This window comes from Janthinobacterium lyxosi (assembly GCF_051380665.1).
Taxonomy (GTDB): domain Bacteria; phylum Pseudomonadota; class Gammaproteobacteria; order Burkholderiales; family Burkholderiaceae_D; genus Janthinobacterium.
The window spans coordinates 204475-221855 of record NZ_JBNYXM010000012.1; the positions used below are offsets into that span (position 1 = coordinate 204475).

The following is a 17381-nucleotide window of genomic DNA, read 5'->3' on the forward strand; positions in this document are numbered from 1 at the left end:
ACATATGACGGCAGTCGGGAATACCGAGCCACAAGAGCTCAAGCGCGGCCTGAAAAGCCGCCACATCCAGCTCATCGCCCTGGGCGGCGCCATCGGCACCGGCCTGTTTCTGGGCATCGCGCAAACCATCAAGATGGCCGGCCCTTCCGTGCTGCTGGGCTATGGCATCGCCGGCGTGATCGCCTTCCTGATCATGCGCCAGCTGGGCGAGATGGTGGTCGACGAACCCGTCGCCGGCTCCTTCAGCTATTTTGCCGACAAATACTGCGGCCACCTGCCCGGCTTCCTGTCGGGCTGGAATTACTGGGTGCTGTATGTACTCGTCAGCATGGCCGAGCTGACGGCCGTCGGCATCTATGTGCAGTACTGGTGGCCGGGCGTGCCTACCTGGGTCTCGGCGCTCATCTTCTTTTGCGCCATCAACGCCATCAGTTTGTTGAATGTCAAAGCGTTTGGCGAAATGGAATTCTGGTTCGCCCTCATCAAGGTGGTCGCCATCATCGGCATGATCGTCTTCGGCGCGTACCTGCTCGCTTCCGGCGACGCGGGCCCGCAAGCGTCGGTGGCCAACCTGTGGCAGCACGGCGGCTTCTTTCCGAATGGCTGGCAGGGCCTGGTGATGGCCATGGCCGTCATCATGTTCTCGTTCGGCGGCCTGGAACTGGTGGGCATCACGGCGGCCGAGGCGGACGACCCAAGCACGACGATTCCACGCGCCACCAACCAGGCCATTTACCGCATCCTGATCTTTTACATCGGCGCACTCGGCATTTTGCTGTCGCTATACCCGTGGCAAAACGTCGTCACCGGCGGCAGCCCGTTCGTGCTGATCTTCCATGCACTCGACAGCAACCTGGTGGCCACGGCCCTGAACGTGGTGGTGCTGACGGCCGCCCTGTCCGTCTACAACAGCGGCGTGTACTGCAACACGCGCATGCTGTTCGGCCTGGCCAAGCAAGGCAATGCGCCGCGCGCGCTGCTGCACCTGAACCGCCGCGGCGTGCCGCTGGTTGCCCTGGGCGTGTCGGCCCTGGCGACGGGCGCCTGCGTGGTGGTCAATTACTTCATGCCGGGCGAAGCGTTCGAAGTGCTGATGGGACTCGTGGTCTCGGCGCTGATCATCAACTGGGCCATGATCAGCTGGATTCATTTGCGCTTCCGCGCGCAAAAGAAATTGGAAGGCAAGACGACGCTATTCCAGAGCCTGGGCTACCCGTTCACCAACTACCTGTGCCTGGTCTTCCTGGCCGGCATCCTGGTGATCATGTACCTGACGCCGGGCCTGCGCATCTCCGTCTACCTGATTCCCGTGTGGCTGGCGGCGCTGGGCGTCGGCTACTGGGTCAGGCAAAGCAAGGCCAAGGCCTGACGCGACACCTTCGCCAAAGAAAAAGCCCGCCTTCGAAGACGGGCTTTTTCTCTGCACGCTATGCGCCTGCTGGTGCGCCGGCAGCCCCATTATTGGCTTCCTGTGCCTCGGGCATGGCGCCCCCTTGCCACAGGCTGATCCACTGACCGGGATAAGATTGCAGCATGATATCGTCGTTCAGTGTCAGCAAATCCTGCTTGTGCTGCTCGGCCCTTCCCTCGACAGTCTGGTCCGTGGTACCCGTCTTGTAAGGCCACAGCAGCATGAGCAAGTCGCGCTGCACGGAATGCTGGGTCGGTGTGGTCGTGTCCGACTCCAGCTTGCCCATCGCATATGTCATGACATGCGTGGACTGGGTGGCCGCCTGCCGCAGGCTCGCTTTTACCAGCTTACCTTCCTTGTAGGCCAGTTGCGCATCGCTGCTGGCCGTGTCTTCGATCTGGTGGTAGGTGTAATTCTGTGATTCCACCGCTTCCGTCAAGCGCAACGGCACGCCGGGAATCAAGGGCATGTGGAAGCTGGCGCTCAGCTTTGATTGCTGCTGCTGCTGGATCGAGCGCTCGTCCTGGCTGGCGCCGGCCAGGGTCGTCTGTTGCGACAGTTCATAGTTGAAGCCATCCGTTTCCGCCAAGCGCATGGAATTGCTCGATTTCGGCGTTTGCGACACCGAAGCGCTGAAGTCCGCCATGCCGGTCAAGATCGCCTTGTCCTCGGCTGCCAGGCGCCACTTGCCCGCTGCCGGCACGCCGGGCGCATCCTGCGGCGCGGCGGCGTTGCTGTGCAAGGCGCCAAACGCATCCTTGAACATCGCCATCAGCGCGGGATCGCCATGCCCGCGCGACGCGGCCTGGCCGATCTGCTTCATATAACTGCTCATGGCCTTGGCCTGCTGTTGCTGGCTGCCCAGGGCATTGAGCTTGCTGGCGTCCACCTTCACGTCCAGCGATCCGGCCACGCCCCTGAAGCTGACCTTGCGCTGCGCGCTGTCGGCCTGGAAGTCCAGCGTCTGCGTGCTTTGCGGCTCGGTGCGCACTTTCACTTCCGCGTGCAAGTTCACCGACGCCAGCACGTCCTGGTCGAATTGCATCAGGCCGTTCAACTTGATCTTCGGCTGCCCTTTCGCCATGCCATCGATGGCTTCCTGGAACGCGTCGGCCAGGCCGCCCAGCGTATCGGCCTCGACCTCGCTGAGTTCGCCGCTCGTGCTCATGCGCACGGCCAGGCCATCGTCCTGGCTGTCGAGCGACAACTTGACCTCCACGCCGCTCCTGGTGGTGATGCTGAGAGTGACCCTGTCTTCGCCATTGCCGTGCAGGCTGGCCGGCGGCAAGGCCCCAATTTCGCTGTAGGTATTGGGCTCCATGCGCGGCGGCGATTGCTGCACTGCCTGCGACACATTGCGCACGCCCCCCTTGATCTGCTCCAGCAAGCTCGCGCCCAGGCCGCCGAAACGGCCGCCAACTGTGCGCGAAAAAAAGTTTTTCGTCATTTGCTCGCTGACGCCATCGCGCGATGGGCTTTCCCATATCTCCGGCGAAGGCACGAGAGATGACACGGCCGGCGGGCCGCCGAAGGCGACGATGGTGGAAGGGGTCGGCGCCGGGGATGAGGGTGCGTCCGCCCTGCTTGCCGTAGCGGCAGAGGAACGGGACGGGCTTGGATTCCAGCTCGGGATCGAGGAGACGGAGGTCATGGTCGTTATGCCTTGCTAAACGAGTAGTGGTGTATGGGTAAGATATTCATAACTTTTGGTTTTTGATAACAATCAACCGTCAAGCTGGCCCAGTTTCAGCCAGACGTGGGATACACGCCGCTTCAGGTGCCAGGCAGACACAGCTATAACGACGTGAAATGTAAAATCATGAGAACAATGTGGCATGAAACTTTTTCATTCTTAACGTAAATCACGCTCCGCCCCAGTGGTGGCGCCAGCGCGTGCGCGCCATTTAACTCAAATTGGAACTGTTGCCGCAAGTAAATTTTTACTGTTGCTCAAATGATGAAAGTGACTATGTGTGACTTTTCATCTACCAGCAATCACTATGATCGCTGAGTGCTTCGTGATAAATCCGCATTTGCTTATTCGGAACAGGAAGCACGGCCTTAAGGAGGCAGTATGAAATTGATGAACTTAACAATCGCCAAGCGGCTCAGTCTTGGCTTTGGCCTGGTCGCCATGTTCCTGTTGCTGGTCATCACGCTGGGGTTGACCAGCATGCGGCAAATCCAGGACCGCATGGATGAAACCACCAAGGTCAACAACGTCGAAACCAGCCTGGCCCAAACCATGGATTTGACGGTCACCGAACGGGCGCTGGCGATGCGCAATCTGATTTTGCTGAAAGAGGACAAGGAAATCCAGATCGAAGTCACGCGCATCGCTGCGCAGGAAAAAAAATACGATGCCGCCCAGCAAAAGCTGGGAAAAATGTTCGCCAAACGGGAAGGCACTTCTAACGAAGAAAGAAGCCTGCTTGAACAAATCCGCAGACAAAGCGAACTGGCCGCCCCCTTTATTCAAAGGGCCGCCACGCTGGCGCTGAACCAGAAGCAGGACGATGCCTACAAGCTGTTACGCTATGAATTCCGCCCCGTGCAAAAGCAATGGTGGGAATTGCTGCGCACCTTGATCGCCGTCGAAGAAAAGCAGAATAACGAAGCGTCTATCAATGCCGAGGCTGCCTACAACCAGGCGCGCCTGGTGATGCTGATCATCGGCTCGCTGGCGCTGGCCACCAGCCTGTTGGCCGCAGTGCTGATCACGCGCGGGGTGACCCGCCAACTCGGTTGCGAACCAGACGAAGCGGCGGCAATCGCCGGGCAGATCGCCAGCGGCAACCTGGCCGTCGCCATTCACACCCGCGCCGGCGACACGCACAGCCTGCTGTTCGCCATGCAATCGATGCGCGACAGCCTGGCGCAAATCGTCCAGCAAGTTCACGCCAGCACCGAGACCATCGCCACGGCGGCGGGACAAATCGCCATGGGCAACCTGGACTTGTCTTCGCGCACGGAACAGCAGGCCAGCACGCTGGAGCAAACCGCTTCGTCCATGGAAGAATTGACGAGCACGGTACGCATCAACACCGACCATGCGCGCCAGGCCAACGGACTGGCCGAATCGGCCTCCGATGTCGCCACCAAGGGCGGCGCCGTGGTGGCGCAGGTGGTCGACACCATGGCGGCCATCGATGTCTCGGCGCGCAAGATCGTCGACATCATCGCCGTCATCGACGGCATCGCCTTCCAGACGAATATCCTGGCCTTGAATGCGGCCGTGGAAGCAGCGCGCGCCGGGGAACAGGGGCGCGGCTTTGCCGTGGTGGCCACCGAGGTGCGCAATCTGGCGCAGCGCTCGGCCGCGGCGGCCAAGGAAATCAAGGACTTGATCGGCGACTCGGTCGACAAGGTCCAGGCCGGCAACCGCCTGGTCGAACAAGCCGGATCGACCATGCACGAGGTGGTCGCCAGCGTCAGGCGCGTCACCGGCATCATGTCCGAAATGATGTCCGCCAGCCAGGAGCAATCGGCCGGCATCGAGCAAATCAATATGGCCGTGACGCAAATGGACAATGTCACACAGCAAAACGCGGCCTTGGTCGAGGAAGCCGCCGCCGCCGCGCAAGCCATGCAAGAACAGGTCAACAGCCTGAACGACGTGGTCAGCGTCTTCCGCGTGGGAAATATGGCCGGCGGCCGCAATCCGGAACTGCGCTTGGCAAGCCGTCCGCCACCGCCCCTGGCAGTACGGCGCCCCCCCGCAACGGCGAAGCCGGCCCGTCCGGCAGCGGCCAAACCCCGCGAAATCGAGTGGCAATAGTGCCGAGCCGGCAACGGGGGAGTAGCGCATGGGTAAGCTGGAACAGATAGACGCGGCGGGCGGCGTGGCGGTAGCGCACATCTTCCCGCATGTGGGCCATATCAGCAAGGCACAGCGGGGCCCGCTAGCCGGCCAGCGGGCCGCGACGCTGTGGCTGACCGGCCTGAGCGGAGCGGGCAAATCGACGCTGGCGTACGCGCTGGAAAGGCGGCTGCTGGCAGAGGGCCACCTGAGCTGCGTGCTCGACGGCGACAATATGCGGCACCACCTGAATGGCGACCTGGGTTTCTCTCCCCGCGACCGCCAGGAAAACATCCGCCGCGGCGCCGTCGTGGCCAGGCTGATGAACGACGCCGGCATGATGGTCATCTGCGCCTTCATCTCGCCGCTGCGCAGCGACCGCGAGATGGCGCGCCAGATCATCGGCGCCGACAATTTTATCGAAACCTACGTGAGCACGCCGTCCGCACTGTGCGAGGAACGCGATCCCAAGGGACTGTACAAAAAAGCGCGGGCCGGACTGATCCCGTCATTTACGGGCGTCTCCGCGCCCTACGAGGCACCGCTGACGCCGGCGCTGACGCTGGACACGGGCGTGCTGTCGCTGAAACAGGCCTGCGAGCGGCTGTTCCAGCAGCTGTGCCCGCGCTTCATCTGATGCCGCGCGGACACCTTTTTCGAGGAATGATGAGATGAACAGCAGCCACCATCCCGGCGACGGCGCGCGCCCGCGCCCGCGCCCGCGCCCCGCCATGATGATCGCGCTGCGCCGCTGCGGCAGCCATGCCCTGCGCCTGCGCCTGAACCTGTCGCCGCAGTTTTATTCACCGTATCCGCTGCACCTGGTCGATATGATGCCGCTGCTGCCCCTGTACGGCGACTTGCGCGACGACCGCGCCTACTTTCGCCTGGTGGTCGATGTGGTGGGCCTGGCGGCGGTCAGCATGGTCAAGTGGCCGGGGGTCGTCTTCGATCCGGTGGAAGTGTTCGAGACGCTGCGCGGCCAGCCGCGCAGCATCCACCGCGTAGCATGGGAGCTGCTGCTGCGCACGGGCGAACGCCGCCACGCGCAGGTGGTCATGGACAAGTCGCTCGACAGCGTGCACTACGCCGACGACATCGTGCAGCTGTATCCGGACATGCTGTTCCTGAACGTGGTGCGCGATCCGCGCGCGCAAGTGGCGTCGATGAACCGCGCCATCATCCACGATTTCGACTCGCTGCTCAATGCCAGGACCTGGCTGGCCGCCCATGTGGCAGCCGACCATGTCGTGCAACGCTATCGGCAGCGCGTGCTGACGATACGCTATGAAGACTTCCTGTCGCGGCAACAAGAGACGCTGGAAACCGTATGCGGCTTCCTCGGCATCGCCTTCCTGCCGCAGATGCTGGATGTGGCCGCTTCGTCGGAAGCGCGGCAGATTGCACAGTTGTCGTCCCTCTGGTCGGCCAACTGCTATGCGCCGATTGCAGCCAACATCGACAAATTCAAGCAGCAACTGTCGGACGATGACATCAACCTCATCGAAACGCTCACCGGCCCGTATATGGACCGCTACGGCTACGCGCGCCTGAGCCGCGGCGACGCCAACATCACGCCCGCGCTGATCGATCTGGCCGGCATGCGCTCGGCGCAAGGAAGCGAACGCGCCTGGCGCGCCCTGGAACAGGACAACTTCCGCGATTACGTGCTGCGCCGCTGCCGCGCCGACTATCTGGCCCAGCTGCATGTACGGCTCAACCAGAGCAGCGGCGCACCGGGCAGCGGTACCATCGTTACGCTGGATCAACTCGACCCGGGCGCGTTTGTCGTCAGTGATTAAGAGCCTGGCCATCAGCTGTTCCAGGCTGCGCTCCTGCATCTGGAAGGCAACTTTTTGACCGGACGCCTCCTCCGAAGTGACAAGCATGAGCATGCCGCCGCCGTTGCCAGCCGGGCAAGCCGCACTCAATGGTCACTTTTTCCTAAAAACAACAACTTCAATATCCATCGCTAATGTCCACTAGAATAGTGCGCATATGAAACATATGATTAGCGCGCCGTTCGCCAGTTTCACCGATTTGCTGCTCGGCGCCGTGTGCATGCTCGACGTGGACAGACGCTTTGTGTTCGTCAGTGCGGCCTGTGAATGCATCTTCGGCTACACGCAGCAGGAAATGCTCGGCAAGCTCATGCCGAGCAAAAAATCCATGCGACCCTGGCCGTACCGCGACAATTGGGCAACGGTCAGCAATGACACATCGCCGTCAGCATCGGCGTGGCGCACTATCCGGAAGATGGCGATAGCATGCTGCTGCGCCATGCGGACCGGGCCATGTACGCGTCGAAGGCGCGCTCCACCGCCGCGCGCTAGCGGGCGCCTGCTCTCTTGGCGATAGTGCCCCTATGCTATACTTTCCGGCGATGCTAAGACTCTTCAAAACATGGCTGATCCTGCTGTTGATCACGGCGGTGCCGCTGCAGGCGGGGGCTGCGGGCGCCACGCGGACGTGCGCGCCGCTCGCTGCCTTGCCTGCCGCCATGATGGCAGCGGACTGCCAGCATCACGCTGCGCAATCATCCGCCGCCCCCCACAGCGTCGGCACGCAAGAAGAAAACAAGACCCCTGCCAAGCACCCAGCGTGCGGCGCCTGTTCCAGCTTTTGCCTGGGCGCACTGATGCCGCCCTGCCTCGCCCTTCTTGCCGCGGCCTGCACCGGCGCGCAACAAGTCACCATCGCAACGGCCACCTTTCTGACGGGATTCATTCCCGACGGCCCGCGCCGGCCGCCGCGGCCGCTTTTCGCTTAAATACCAAGCAGGCCACCAAGGTGGCCACGATAGCCCTTATTCGTCTGAAAGCAACACATGATCAAACATTTCTTACTGCGCGGCACCTTCGCCGCCATGCTGGGCCTGCCCACGTTCGCCATGGCGGCCCTGCCCGTCATTGAAGTCTACAAGAGCGCCTCGTGCGGCTGCTGTTCCGAATGGATCAAGCATCTGGAAACGAACGGTTTTACGGTGCGCGCGAAAAATGTCGAGATGCCGGCGCAATACCGCAAGCTGGCAGGCATTCCCGACGCACTCGGTTCCTGCCATACGGGCCTCGTCAACGGCTACGCCATCGAAGGCCATGTACCGGCCAACGAGATCAAGCAGCTGCTGCGCGAGAAACCCAAGGCGAAAGGCCTGGCCGTGTCGGCAATGCCGATGGGCTCGCCAGGCATGGAAGGGCCACGCAAGGATGCGTATGACGTCTTGCTGGTCAATAACAATGGCAGCACCACTGTCTACAAGCATTACAAATAATCGCTAAAGAAATCGGCATAGGGGGCAGCCGTGAAGGCCGCTCCCCTGCCACACCACCCGGCATGCGGGTCCGCACCGGGCGGTTCGAGTAGTTGAGGTCAAGACAGGCGCGGCACACCCAAGCGATCGAAATAGGCAATCGTCATCACTGTTTTCAGCAACCCGTCGCTATTGCGCCACCAGCGGCGGCTGTTGGCCGCCACTCGTTTTGCCACCTATGCCGCAGCGCCAAGTTTCAGCAATTCCCGATACATGGTGGTTCCACGCTTCCAGTGCCTGAGCTGGATAGCCCGCAGCCTGTGACGCAGCCATTCATCGAGAGTTCGCCATATCTTGGGCGTTTGCGCCAGCTGGAAATACCCCTTCCATCCCAGCATATAAGCACGAAATCGCTCCACCACTTGCCCCATGCTGGGCCCACCGGAACGGCGGGTCAGCTCACGGATGCGCTGTTTGAACGTGCTCAGCGCCTTGTCGGCCACCTTGCGCTTTACTTCGCGCCCTGGCCCCACCCACAGACTGTAACCGAGGAACTTGCGACCAAAGACGCTGACCACTGCGCTCTTGCCTTCGTTGACCACGAGGTGCAACTTGGCATAGCAGCGCCGCAACAGCCCCATCACCCGCTCCCCCGCCTGCACACTGCGCACATACACGTTCGCATCGTCGGCGTAGCGCACAAAGCGATGGCCGCGCCGTTCCAGTTCCTTGTCCACTTCATCGAGCATCACCTTGGCCAGCAACGGACTGAGCGGCCCACCTTGCGGCGTGCCCTCGCCCCGTGCCAGCACCACGCCATGATCCATGATGCCGCTGTTCAAGTACGCACGCACCAACCGGATCACTCCGGCGTCATCGATGCGTTTCCTCAGGCGATCGATCAGGATGTCATGGTTGACCCGGTCAAAGAACTTCGACAGGTCAACATTCACCACGACCCGCAGACCAGACTGGACATACGTTTGCGCGGCCAACACCGCATCTTGCGCACGCCGGCCCGGACGGAAGCCGTACCCTTCCGCAGTTGCGCTTCACTTCGCTCACTGTGGTCAGCTTGCGACGGGACTTGCACCCGCAGGAGCGCGCCCATGCTGGGCGCACATGAAAAACGCCGCAGGGATTGCTCCCGGCGGCGTTTTTTATCCTACAGCGGTAAAGAACTTACTGTCTGTCAGGACTGCATCAGATGCTGTCCAGCACCGCATTCAGGCTGGCGCTAGGACGCATGACCGCTTCCGTCTTCGCCGGATCTGGCAGGTAGTAGCCGCCGATATCCGTTTCCTTGCCTTGCACTGCTTTCAGCTCGGCGACGATCTTTTCTTCATTCTCGGCCAGGGCTTTTGCCAATGGCGCGAAATGCGCTGCCAGTTCCGCATCGTCCTTCTGCGCTACCAGGGCTTGCGCCCAGTACATCGCCAGATAGAAATGGCTGCCGCGGTTGTCGAGTTCGCCGGTACGTGGCGATGGCGACTTGTTGTTGTCCAGCAGCTTGCCGGTGGCTTCGTCCAGGGTTTTCGCGAGGATTTTAGCCTTTGCATTGCCCGTCTTGATGCCCATGTCTTCCAGCGACACGGCCAGGGCCAGGAACTCACCCAGCGAATCCCAGCGCAAATGGTTTTCTTCCACCAGTTGCTTGACGTGTTTCGGTGCCGAACCGCCGGCGCCCGTTTCGTACATGCCGCCACCGGCCATCAACGGCACGATCGACAGCATCTTGGCGCTGGTGCCCAGTTCCAGGATCGGGAACAGGTCGGTCAGGTAATCGCGCAGGATGTTGCCCGTCACCGAAATGGTGTCCAGGCCGCGGAAGGCGCGCTCCAGTGTGTAGCGCATGGCACGCGTTTGCGACATGATCTGGATGTCCAGGCCCTTGATGTCGTGTTCCTTCAGGTAAGCCTGTACCTTCTTGATGACTTCGTTCTCGTGCGGACGGTAGGAATCGAGCCAGAACACGGCAGGCATGCCCGAGTTGCGCGCGCGGGTGACAGCCAGCTTGACCCAGTCGCGGATCGGCGCGTCCTTGACCTGGCACATGCGCCAGATATCGCCCTCTTCCACCGTTTGCGTCAGCAGCACTTCGCCCGTTTCCAGGTCGGTAATGTTGGCGATGCCGCCTTCCGGCACTTCAAAGGTCTTGTCGTGCGAACCGTACTCTTCCGCTTGCTGCGCCATCAGGCCCACGTTCGGCACGGTGCCCATGGTCTTCGGATCGAAGTTGCCATGCCATTTGCAAAAGCCAATCATTTCCTGGTAGATGCGCGCGAAAGTCGATTCCGGCATGACTGCCTTGACATCCTTCGGACGGCCATCGGCACCCCACATCTTGCCGCCGATACGGATCATGGCCGGCATGGACGCGTCGACGATGATGTCGTTCGGCGAATGGAAGTTGGTGATGCCCTTGGCCGAATCGACCATGGCCAGTTCCGGACGATTCGCGTGGCAAGCGTGCAGGTCTTTCAGCACTTCGTCTTTTTGCGACGCCGGCAAGGTCTCGATCTTGTCGTACAGGTTGCTCATGCCGTTGTTGACATTCACGCCCAGCTTGTCGAACAGGGCGGCATGCTTGGCGAACGCGTCCTTGTAGAAAATACGCACGCAGTGGCCGAAGACGATCGGGTGCGAGACCTTCATCATGGTGGCCTTGACGTGCAGCGAGAACATCACGCCCGTCTTGAAGGCGTCGTCGATTTCCTTCTCGTAGAACTCCAGCAGCGCTTTCTTGCTCATGAACATGCTGTCGATGATTTCGCCCGCTTGCAGCGCAACCTTCGGTTTCAGCACGATGGTCTTGCCCGAGGCGGTGACCAGTTCCATCTTGACATCACGCGCCTTTTCCAGGGTCAGCGATTTTTCGCCATGGTAGAAGTCGCCATGATGCATGTGCGAGACGTGGGTTTGTGACGCCTGGCTCCACTCGCCCATCGAATGCGGGTGCTTGCGTGCATACTCTTTGACAGCCTTCGGTGCGCGGCGGTCGGAATTGCCTTCACGCAGGACCGGATTGACCGAGCTGCCGATGCACTTGCCGTAGCGGGCCTTCAAGGCTTTTTCTTCTTCCGTCTTCGCGTCTTCCGGATAGTCCGGCAGCTTGTAGCCACGGCCTTGCAATTCGCGCACGCAAGCGATCAATTGACCTTGGGAAGCGCTGATGTTCGGCAGTTTGATGATGTTGGTATCCGGACTCTGGGTCAATTTGCCCAGTTCAGCCAGGGTATTCGGGACTTTTTGCGCGTCCGTCAGGAATTCGGGAAATTCGGCCAGTACACGCGATGCCACCGAAATATCAGTGGCGACCACGTCCACGCCAGCCGGCGCGGTGAATTTTTTGATAATCGGCAGCAGGGAATACGTCGCGAGCAGCGGCGCCTCGTCAGTCAGCGTGTAGATGATTTTGGATTTTTGTGTTGCCATGTTCATTCCCTTGTATGCGGTGATGCCTGGTGGTTAACTTTCTTCATTCCAAACACAGGACGGTTAGCCTTGCTTTGGACGGCTAGTGTGCCGGCGGTGACGCCGTGCTTGCCCACCACGTATTTTAGACTGTCCTGCCGCTGTTTGTGTATTCGATGGCGCCGAATCTTATATAAGACAGCAAATATCTGAAGCTACCGGGCCAGAACGACCATTTTCCTCCTTGAAATGGGCGCAGGACAATAGCAGGGCATGTATGCGGCCTTGGAGAAGCATTCAATGTTGACAATATTCAAGTGGAAGCGATGTCACGCCCGCTCGTTCTTGACGATGCCGCGCACATTCGTCATCGCCAGGCAAACGTTCAGCACGATCAAGGCCCAGGCCTCCTCTTGCCAGCCCCAGCAGACCCACAGCACATTGCTAACCAAGAAAACCCAGAACCCGGAAAGGCGCCGCGCGGCCGTGCGCGAGCCCAGCCACGCTCGCGCAGCACTTTCAGTCACGCGTCGTTGTCCCCGCGAGGCAGGCAGGGAATGAAAATGGTTGACGCGGGCAAGATCCGGGGCGCCGCTGCGCTTAAAGCAGCAATGTCCTTCACACTGACTTCCAAGGAATAGGCCTGCGTGATGTTGCTGGCGGGCCTGGGCTTATCGGGATGCATCAAGGGCTTTAGCATCGCTTCCTTGCGCCATGACGATGGCAGGCTGGCGGGCCAGTTCGATGAAGGCCCGCACGTAGTCGATGGCGGTGTCCGCCTCGCGTGCCCCCAGGAAGATCTGCTTGGCGACGCCTCGCGCGCCCAGCCGCACAGGCACCACCTCCATCTTGGTCGCGTATTCCTCGACCAGCCAGCGCGGCAGGGCGGCCACACCGCGGCCGCTGGCCACCATCTGCAGCATGATATCGGTGGTTTCGATGGCTTTGTGGCGCTTGGGCGTGACACCGGCCGGCAAAAGGAACTGGTTATAGATGTCCAGGCGCTCGATGTCCACGGGGTAGCTGATGAGCACTTCCTGGGTCAGTTGCTGGGGCTTCACATATGCCGCCGACGCCAGGGCATGGCCCTTGGCCACTACGAGCACCTGCTCGTAGTCGAACACAGGTTCGAATGTCAGCCCCGGCTTGTACAGCGGGTCGGGCGTGACCAGCAGGTCGATCTCGTAGCCGAAGAGCGCGCCGATCCCGCCGAACTGGAACTTCTGCTTGACGTCCACATCCACGTCGGGCCATGCGGCCAGATAGGGAGACACCACTTTGAGCAGCCACTGGTAGCAAGGGTGGCATTCCATGCCGATGCGCAGCGCGCCGCGCTCGCCCTGCGCGAACTGGCCCAGGCGCTCTTCGGCCAGGTCCAGTTGCGGCAGCACCCGGTTCGCCACCGCCAGCAGATACTGGCCGGCCTGCGTCAGGCGCAGGTTTCTCCCTTCGCGCAGCCAGACGTCGGTGCCCAGTTGCTGCTCCAGCTTCTTCATGCTGTGGCTCAGGGCCGACTGGGTCAGGTGCAGCACGCTAGCTGCGGCCGTCAACGACCCTTGTTTCTCGACCTGCTGGACGATGCTGAGGTGGATGCGTTCAAGCATTGAGATGAGCCATGTTCATGGATGTATGAAATAAGACCATTATACTTCATCGATTCCCGCCGCTATCATCGATCCCCTTGTTGCCTGTATTTTTCGGCCCTGGCACATCCATCCATATGAAAGCAAAAATGACACGTCCACTGCGTTTAGTAGCGGTTTCCGGCGGGCTGCAACGCCCTTCCAAGGCTGCAGCCCTGGCAGAGCACCTGATGGATCTGATCGCCGACGAAGTGCTGTGCGAACAACGCCTGGTCGAACTGGGTCAGCTCGCACCGCAGCTTGCCGGCGCGGTCTGGCGCTCCCACCTGCCCGATACGGTGGAGCGGGAACTTGCAGCGGTCGAGCAAGCCGACATCCTGGTGGTGGCAACACCGGTCTTCCGCGGCTCGTACACGGGACTGTTCAAGCACTTCTTCGACTTCATTCATCAGGACGCCTTGATCGACAAGCCAGTCTTGTTGGCTGCCACCGGCGGCAGCGAGCGCCATGCCCTGATGATCGACCACCAGTTGCGGCCGCTGTTCAGCTTCTTCCAGGCACGCACATTACCGCTGGGCGTCTACGCGACCGACAAGGATTTCGTCGACTACCGTCTACAAAACGAGGCCTTGATCCAGCGGGCCACACTGGCGGTACAACGGGCATTGCCATTGGTCGAATTGACGCGCCATGCGAGATCTGCCACCGCTGAAGAGGTGGTCGCAGCCTGATACTCATAACGACGGTCATTTAAAGACTGACCGAATAAGCAATAAACCTATTCATATTTTTCGCAGAAATCAGGACACCAGATCACCATGAGCAAAGATTTTGCATTCAGCATCAAAAGCATTATTTTCGATGAAAACTATCATCCATCAGACAATACTCGCCTGACGACCAACTTTGCCAATTTGGCCAGGGGAAAGAGCCGCCAGGAGAATTTGCGCAATACCCTGAAAATGATCGACAGCCGCTTCAACAACCTGGCGCATTGGGACAATCCGAAGGGAGACCGCTATTCTGTCGAGCTCGAAATAATTTCCGTTGCGATGAAGATTGATGTCGCAGGCAGCAATGATGCACTTCCATTGATTGAGATATTGAAACCGAATATCATTGACAAAAAAACAAACGAACGCATTGATGGCATTGCAGGGAATAACTTCTCCTCTTACGTGCGCGATTACGATTTCAGCGTGCTGCTGCCAGAGCACAACAATAATAAATCCATATTCAGCACTCCAGATAACTTTGGCGATTTTCATGGAAAGCTGTTCAAACACTTTGTAAGATCAAATACTTACAAAGAACACTTCAACAAGGCGCCGGTTATCTGCATCAGCGCCTCTAGCAGTAAAACCTATCAGCGGACGGAAAATCAGCACCCCATATTGGGCGTTGAGTATCAACAAAATGAATTTTCCTCGACTGATCAATATTTCGAAAAAATGGGGCTGCAAGTTCGCTATTTCATGCCACCAAACAGTGCAGCACCTCTGGCTTTTTATTTTATTGGCGATCTGCTGGGTGACTACACCAATCTTGAGCTTATCGGCACCATCAGCACGATGGAAACATTTCAAAAAATTTACCGACCTGAGATTTACAATGCTAATTCCGCGGCGGGGAAATTTTATCAGCCTAGCCTGAAGAATCAAGATTATTCATTGACTCAAATTGTCTATGATCGGGAAGAGCGCAGTCAGCTGGCTGTCAAGCAGGGAAAATATACAGAGGAGCACTTCATCAAGCCATACAAGAATATTCTTGAACAATGGGCTGCCAGTTACGCTCTCTGATTAACCAAAAATACACAAAGTCACCATCATGAAAAAATTATTGCCTACTTCAACTGCCGGCAGTTTGCCGAAACCTTCCTGGCTTGCACAGCCTGAAAAGCTTTGGTCGCCCTGGAAATTACAGGGCGAAGAATTAACTGAGGGAAAACAGGATGCTTTGCGTTTGTCACTGCAGGAACAACAGCAGGCAGGCATTGATATTGTCAGTGATGGCGAGCAAACCCGCCAGCATTTTGTCACCACGTTTATCGAGCATCTCAGCGGAGTGGATTTTGACAAACGTGAGACCGTCAGAATTCGTGATCGCTATGATGCGAGTGTGCCGACAGTCGTTGGCGCGGTGAGTCGCCCGAAGCCGGTTTTTGTTGAAGACGCCAGGTTTTTACGTCAGCAAACCACGCAGCCGATTAAATGGGCCTTGCCAGGTCCGATGACGATGATTGATACGCTGTATGATAGCCACTACAAGAGCCGCGAAAAACTGGCCTGGGAATTCGCCAAAATCCTCAATCAGGAAGCCAAAGAATTAGAGGCTGCTGGCGTCGACATCATCCAATTTGACGAACCCGCATTCAATGTTTTCTTTGATGAGATGAATGATTGGGGGATTGCAACCTTGGAAAGGGCAATCGAAGGACTCAAATGCGAAACTGCCGTACATATTTGCTATGGTTACGGCATTAAAGCCAATACTGATTGGAAAAATACGCTGGGATCTGAATGGCGTCAATATGAGGAATCTTTTCCCAAGCTGCAGAAATCCAATATTGATATCATCTCGCTGGAATGCCACAACTCTCGTGTTCCAATTGACCTGATTGAACTCATTCGTGGCAAAAAAGTGATGGTAGGGGCCATTGACGTGGCAAGCAATACCATTGAAACGCCGGAGGAAGTAGCCAACACCCTACGCAAAGCGCTTCGGTTTGTCGATGCCGACAAGCTCTACCCTAGCACTAACTGTGGCATGGCGCCCTTAGCTCGTCGAGTAGCAAGAGGCAAATTAAATGCGCTCGGTGCAGGCGCAGAAATCATCCGAAGAGAACTCTCGGCCTAGCAGGCTGGTGAAATACCGTCTCGGTCCGTCGCCCAAAGCGACGTGCCGAATACTATCCTGCCGCGTCCACGGTATCCGCAAGGCCCTGGCCTCATGCCGGCAAGGAGCAGCGCCAAGCGGTGCTGGCCCGGCACAATCTTCGTGCAGGGGACGCCCGAAGCCGCCAGCGGGCAGTGGCGTACCGTGACCGGCCAGCTATGCCCCAAGTTCCCGAAACTCGCCGCCATGATGGACGATGCCGAGCATGAAGTGGTGGCCCGTCGACCCGACCATGCTCCAGGTGATGGAGAAGAAAATCGGATAACACCCGCAGTCCTGACGAACGCGATCAATCCCGGAGATCAAGCAACAGCCCTTTGCGGCACTTTCTACCAGGTGGAGCCAGACATGGCCGGCGAGATTTTAGTCCTGCTGTGGCCGCTACGTGCCGAACGGGGGAATATTGACGATTGGCACGTGATCCATGATATTTACCGCAGGCGCTCCCGTCAGCACGCGGTTCAGCGGCAAGACTACCAGCGGCGCCGGCGCCACGCCGAACGCACATTGCAGCAAGGTTCCCGCGCTCACCTGGAGACTCATGCGCCATCGCCCGCGGGTGCCGCTACGGTGACTTGATGAATGACAGCTGGCATGGGCAATGAGCGAAAGTGCTTATTTGTATGTCCAGTCCTAAAATAGGTTGACAGTATTTATTGCTGTTAGAACGCCCGATGCACCGCATCGGGCGTTTTGTATTGCAGGTGGGTATTCCGGACGATCGTGACCAGTGATTCCGGCATCGTGACCAGTCGTTCCATTTCAACGTGACCGCCCATTCCGGGCGAACGTGACCGATTTCGAGCATCTTCCGGAATCAGCGGTCACGATACCGGAATGACTGGTCACGATGCCGGAATGGCGTCGTACAGCACAAGAATGGTGTTACGCATTTTGCAACCGAACGGGTACCCACACCTGCTCCGGCTGCGTGGCAAGCACTTGTCCCGGTCCCTCCTTGAGCAGGTTGGGATGGCGCCGGAAGCGGTGATGGCTGTTCGTGGTCTTGTGATAGGCCCGCTGTGG

14 protein-coding genes and 2 pseudogenes are annotated in these 17381 nt (G+C 59.0%); 10 read left to right on the forward strand and 6 right to left on the reverse strand.

Annotated elements, in window-relative coordinates; genetic code table 11:
• Positions 1–4: 4 nt before the first annotated feature.
• Positions 5–1369, forward strand: a complete 1365-nt coding sequence (locus ACQ4WP_RS15460) for an amino acid permease (RefSeq protein ID WP_436522059.1) — start codon at positions 5–7, stop codon at positions 1367–1369.
• 58 nt (positions 1370–1427) lie between these two features.
• Here the strand turns inward: ACQ4WP_RS15460 and ACQ4WP_RS15465 are convergent, their stop codons facing one another.
• The gene (locus ACQ4WP_RS15465; protein WP_436522061.1) at positions 1428–3062 is read right to left on the reverse strand and encodes a hypothetical protein; all 1635 of its coding nucleotides are present in this window, start codon (positions 3060–3062) and stop codon (positions 1428–1430) included.
• Positions 3063–3485: 423 nt separating this feature from the next.
• Between ACQ4WP_RS15465 and ACQ4WP_RS15470 the strand changes: the two genes are divergently transcribed.
• The 6 genes and pseudogenes from ACQ4WP_RS15470 (at position 3486) to ACQ4WP_RS15495 (ending at position 8481) form a co-directional block, all read left to right on the forward strand.
• Positions 3486–5189 (forward strand): methyl-accepting chemotaxis protein, encoded by a 1704-nt coding sequence (locus ACQ4WP_RS15470; RefSeq protein ID WP_436522063.1) that lies wholly within the window; start codon positions 3486–3488, stop codon positions 5187–5189.
• A gap of 28 nt (positions 5190–5217) precedes the next feature.
• Positions 5218–5847 carry an adenylyl-sulfate kinase gene (cysC, locus tag ACQ4WP_RS15475; protein WP_436522065.1) on the forward strand — a complete coding sequence of 210 codons (630 nt, stop codon included), beginning with the start codon at positions 5218–5220 and terminating at the stop codon, positions 5845–5847.
• Positions 5848–5881: 34 nt separating this feature from the next.
• Positions 5882–7012 carry a sulfotransferase family protein gene (locus ACQ4WP_RS15480; RefSeq protein WP_436522067.1) on the forward strand — a complete coding sequence of 377 codons (1131 nt, stop codon included), beginning with the start codon at positions 5882–5884 and terminating at the stop codon, positions 7010–7012.
• A gap of 205 nt (positions 7013–7217) precedes the next feature.
• Positions 7218–7355 (forward strand): annotated as a pseudogene (locus ACQ4WP_RS15485) (PAS domain S-box protein); the annotation flags it as partial.
• Between the two features lie 220 nt (positions 7356–7575).
• A complete protein-coding gene (locus tag ACQ4WP_RS15490; RefSeq protein WP_436522069.1) occupies positions 7576–7980 on the forward strand; it encodes a hypothetical protein in 405 nt (134 codons plus the stop codon).
• Positions 7981–8037: 57 nt separating this feature from the next.
• Positions 8038–8481 (forward strand): DUF411 domain-containing protein, encoded by a 444-nt coding sequence (locus ACQ4WP_RS15495; RefSeq protein WP_436522071.1) that lies wholly within the window; start codon positions 8038–8040, stop codon positions 8479–8481.
• 98 nt (positions 8482–8579) lie between these two features.
• Here ACQ4WP_RS15495 and ACQ4WP_RS15500 read toward each other — a convergent pair.
• The 4 genes and pseudogenes from ACQ4WP_RS15500 to ACQ4WP_RS15515 all read right to left on the reverse strand — a co-directional run.
• Positions 8580–9494 (reverse strand): annotated as a pseudogene (locus ACQ4WP_RS15500) (reverse transcriptase domain-containing protein); the annotation flags it as partial.
• 169 nt (positions 9495–9663) lie between these two features.
• The gene (locus ACQ4WP_RS15505) at positions 9664–11895 is read right to left on the reverse strand and encodes an NADP-dependent isocitrate dehydrogenase (RefSeq protein ID WP_436522073.1); all 2232 of its coding nucleotides are present in this window, start codon (positions 11893–11895) and stop codon (positions 9664–9666) included.
• Between the two features lie 308 nt (positions 11896–12203).
• Positions 12204–12326, reverse strand: coding sequence for a hypothetical protein (locus ACQ4WP_RS15510; protein ID WP_436522075.1), 123 nt, complete (start codon positions 12324–12326; stop codon positions 12204–12206).
• Positions 12327–12545: 219 nt separating this feature from the next.
• Complete coding sequence (locus tag ACQ4WP_RS15515) at positions 12546–13478, reverse strand: LysR family transcriptional regulator (RefSeq protein ID WP_436522077.1); 933 nt, start codon at positions 13476–13478, stop codon at positions 12546–12548.
• 128 nt (positions 13479–13606) lie between these two features.
• On the opposite strand from ACQ4WP_RS15515, the gene msuE reads away from it, so the two are divergent.
• The 3 genes from msuE to ACQ4WP_RS15530 all read left to right on the forward strand — a co-directional run bounded on the left by msuE (position 13607) and on the right by ACQ4WP_RS15530 (position 16316).
• Entirely contained in the window at positions 13607–14188 is a 582-nt protein-coding gene (msuE, locus tag ACQ4WP_RS15520; protein ID WP_436522079.1) for an FMN reductase, read from the forward strand.
• 87 nt (positions 14189–14275) lie between these two features.
• A complete protein-coding gene (locus tag ACQ4WP_RS15525; protein ID WP_436522081.1) occupies positions 14276–15259 on the forward strand; it encodes a DUF1852 domain-containing protein in 984 nt (327 codons plus the stop codon).
• Positions 15260–15287: 28 nt separating this feature from the next.
• Positions 15288–16316, forward strand: a complete 1029-nt coding sequence (locus ACQ4WP_RS15530; RefSeq protein WP_436522083.1) for a methionine synthase — start codon at positions 15288–15290, stop codon at positions 16314–16316.
• Between the two features lie 420 nt (positions 16317–16736).
• Here the strand turns inward: ACQ4WP_RS15530 and ACQ4WP_RS15535 are convergent, their stop codons facing one another.
• A complete protein-coding gene (locus ACQ4WP_RS15535) occupies positions 16737–16898 on the reverse strand; it encodes a PAAR-like protein (protein ID WP_436522085.1) in 162 nt (53 codons plus the stop codon).
• Positions 16899–17381 lie beyond the last annotated feature (483 nt).

Coding starts and splice junctions, on each gene's coding strand:
- ACQ4WP_RS15460 (WP_436522059.1), top strand. CDS start 5: ATGACGGCAGTCGGGAATACCGAGCCACAAGAGCTCAAGCGCGGCCTG.
- ACQ4WP_RS15465 (WP_436522061.1), bottom strand. CDS start 3,062: ATGACCTCCGTCTCCTCGATCCCGAGCTGGAATCCAAGCCCGTCCCGT.
- ACQ4WP_RS15470 (WP_436522063.1), top strand. CDS start 3,486: ATGAAATTGATGAACTTAACAATCGCCAAGCGGCTCAGTCTTGGCTTT.
- cysC (WP_436522065.1), top strand. CDS start 5,218: ATGGGTAAGCTGGAACAGATAGACGCGGCGGGCGGCGTGGCGGTAGCG.
- ACQ4WP_RS15480 (WP_436522067.1), top strand. CDS start 5,882: ATGAACAGCAGCCACCATCCCGGCGACGGCGCGCGCCCGCGCCCGCGC.
- ACQ4WP_RS15490 (WP_436522069.1), top strand. CDS start 7,576: ATGCTATACTTTCCGGCGATGCTAAGACTCTTCAAAACATGGCTGATC.
- ACQ4WP_RS15495 (WP_436522071.1), top strand. CDS start 8,038: ATGATCAAACATTTCTTACTGCGCGGCACCTTCGCCGCCATGCTGGGC.
- ACQ4WP_RS15505 (WP_436522073.1), bottom strand. CDS start 11,895: ATGGCAACACAAAAATCCAAAATCATCTACACGCTGACTGACGAGGCG.
- ACQ4WP_RS15515 (WP_436522077.1), bottom strand. CDS start 13,478: ATGCTTGAACGCATCCACCTCAGCATCGTCCAGCAGGTCGAGAAACAA.
- msuE (WP_436522079.1), top strand. CDS start 13,607: ATGACACGTCCACTGCGTTTAGTAGCGGTTTCCGGCGGGCTGCAACGC.
- ACQ4WP_RS15525 (WP_436522081.1), top strand. CDS start 14,276: ATGAGCAAAGATTTTGCATTCAGCATCAAAAGCATTATTTTCGATGAA.
- ACQ4WP_RS15530 (WP_436522083.1), top strand. CDS start 15,288: ATGAAAAAATTATTGCCTACTTCAACTGCCGGCAGTTTGCCGAAACCT.
- ACQ4WP_RS15535 (WP_436522085.1), bottom strand. CDS start 16,898: ATGAGTCTCCAGGTGAGCGCGGGAACCTTGCTGCAATGTGCGTTCGGC.